At 58.6% G+C, this 2,193-nt stretch carries 3 protein-coding genes; 1 reads left to right on the forward strand and 2 read right to left on the reverse strand.

Annotated features, from left to right (window positions below; all coding sequences use genetic code 11):
- Positions 1 to 244 precede the first annotated feature (244 nt).
- Entirely contained in the window at positions 245 to 961 is a 717-nt protein-coding gene (locus tag LJ725_RS28785; protein WP_230554360.1) for an oxygen-binding di-iron domain-containing protein, read from the forward strand.
- Between the two features lie 40 nt (positions 962 to 1,001).
- On the opposite strand, the gene LJ725_RS28790 is transcribed toward LJ725_RS28785, so the two are convergent.
- Together LJ725_RS28790 and LJ725_RS28795 are read right to left on the reverse strand one after the other, a co-directional pair.
- Positions 1,002 to 1,409: a hypothetical protein gene (locus tag LJ725_RS28790; protein WP_230554361.1), complete on the reverse strand. Its 408-nt coding sequence runs from the start codon at positions 1,407 to 1,409 to the stop codon at positions 1,002 to 1,004.
- A gap of 13 nt (positions 1,410 to 1,422) precedes the next feature.
- On the reverse strand, positions 1,423 to 1,950 hold the full coding sequence (locus tag LJ725_RS28795; RefSeq protein ID WP_230554362.1) for a TIGR02391 family protein: 528 nt from the start codon (positions 1,948 to 1,950) through the stop codon (positions 1,423 to 1,425).
- Positions 1,951 to 2,193: the final 243 nt, after the last annotated feature.

Consider the following 2,193-nt stretch of genomic DNA (forward strand, 5'->3'; position numbering starts at 1 on the left):
AATCAACGGTGGAGGCACCGAGCTCAGGAACGGGCTTGTAGGCCCCAGGAGACTCCGGGCTCTCCACCGAGACCGCGCCCGCAACTCTACGCCGACGCGGCCGTCTCTTGATACAAGGAGGCCGCGCAGCGGCCGTCTCGAAGGATGGGCAACGGACGGGGTGCTCGTGCCCACCCTTCGAGACGCTCACTGCGTTCGCTCCTCAGGGTGAGGTACTTTCGGGAAGACCCTTAGGGAGACCGCGATGAGAACCACCGTCGCCGAGATCGCGCCCAGCATCTACCGGCTCTCGACCTTCGTGCCCAACGTCGGACCGACCGGCTTCACCTTCAACCAGTTCCTGATCGACGCCGACGAGCCGCTGCTCTTCCACTACGGCCAGCGCAGCCTCTTCCCGCTGATCGTCGAGGCGGTGAAGCGGGTGATCCCGCTCGACAAGCTGCGCTGGACGACCTGCTCCCATGTCGAGGGCGACGAAAGCGGCGCGCTGAACCAGTGGCTCGCCGCCGCGCCCAACGCCCAACCGGCACACGGCCTGACCGGCTGCAACATCTGGCTCGCCGACATGGCCGACCGCCCGCCGCGCGCGCTCAAGGACAATGAGGTGCTCGATCTCGGCGGCAAGCGGGTGCGCTGGCTCGACACGCCGCACGTGCCGCACAACTGGGACGCCGGCCTGATCTACGAGGAGACGACCGGCACGCTGTTCAGCAGCGATCTCTTCACCCAGACCGGCCCCGCCGATCCCACCACCCAAAGCGACATCGTCGCCCCCGCCATCGCGGTCGCCGAGCGCCTGCCGTTCATGCCGCCGACGCCGATGGCCGCGCCGACGCTACGCCGCCTGGCCGCGCTGAAGCCGACGACGATCGCGCTGATGCACGGGCCGACGTTCAAGGGCGATGGGGCAAAGGCGTTGGAGGGGTTGGCGAGCTCCTACCAGCGAAGCGCGCAACAGTAAGAAACACTTCTAATGCTGATGGCACAAAACTGTCAAAACGTCAGTCTCGCCTTAACTGTCTTGAAATAAGCTCTGTAGCTCTAGCTTCCAATTCTTGGTGCTGGACTGCCGCGGCAATAATTTCTGGCGGGACAATTAGAGGAGTACTGGACGCTTCTACAATTAACTGACTTTCGATCAATCCACGATCCCGAATCTGAGTTATCACCCAGTTAGGGACCTTACCCCTGTCCGTGCTGTGACTTGGCGTACCGTCCTTGTTGATGACCGAGACTTCCCGGCCTTTCATCATGATATGAACGTGGTTCTGCATTCCGGGCACATGAGCACGATCGTGTCGCACGCTCCATTTGTTGTCCACATTCCATGTATTGCCGGCTTCAACCAGATGGGATGCAAACGCGGTAGCGACGTTGTCGCCCTGAAGAAAATAAACGAAGACGGCCATTGCAGATCCCCTCTTAGGCTTTTTTCCTTGCATCCACGATTCGCAACAGATGATTAGCGATCATTATCATTTCGATCGCTTCTTCAGGATTATCGAGGTTCACGTCTCTATGTGACTGGGGATTCTTGTAAGAACCGATGGCACCCGCGAATAGTTCCATGCGTGCGACTTGTTCACCGATTTCAGCGCTCATATCCGTCAGCTTTCCCTTGGATGGAGCAAATGCTTCACGCATGAGCTTTACGCCGATCGCGCTATCAGGCAGTTCAGCCGCTTCGCGAACTGATACTTCCACGGCCTTCATGGCCTGGAGAATGGCGCTATCAAATTCGCCTCTTAGGAATGCCATCCACACTGTCTGGGAAAGGCGTACATGCAACATCTCGCGAGGCAGGCGCCGCCCCACTTCGTACCGCACGAATTGCTCAGTGTTCTCGAACTTCCGCGCACGCCTACTGAGCACGCGGAAGCCAGAGTTACCGTTGGTACCAGATGCTCTAATCAGAAGCCCCTGAACCTCCAGCCAATTCCAAGCTTCCATCAGTGCCAACTCAACCTCTGCTTGCCGGTCGCGCGGATATACGCCCGTCAGATTGTGATCGTTCTGATAAAGCTGGGGTGAATTTACTTGCTGCAGATGCAGAAGTTTAGATGGCTCATTCTCTAGGTCGTGGTGACAATTTCAGGATTCCCTTTGGGCTGAAGCTCTGATTCAACGCTGGCTTTTGGAGGCTGGCGTGGAAGGAGAAGTTCTGAGGGACGATCAATGGTTGCGGCTGGAGCG

This window comes from Reyranella aquatilis, from assembly GCF_020880995.1.
GTDB classification, from domain to species: Bacteria; Pseudomonadota; Alphaproteobacteria; order Reyranellales; family Reyranellaceae; genus Reyranella; species Reyranella aquatilis.

Coding starts and splice junctions, on each gene's coding strand:
- LJ725_RS28795 (WP_230554362.1), bottom strand. CDS start 1,950: ATGGAAGCTTGGAATTGGCTGGAGGTTCAGGGGCTTCTGATTAGAGCA.
- LJ725_RS28785 (WP_230554360.1), top strand. CDS start 245: ATGAGAACCACCGTCGCCGAGATCGCGCCCAGCATCTACCGGCTCTCG.
- LJ725_RS28790 (WP_230554361.1), bottom strand. CDS start 1,409: ATGGCCGTCTTCGTTTATTTTCTTCAGGGCGACAACGTCGCTACCGCG.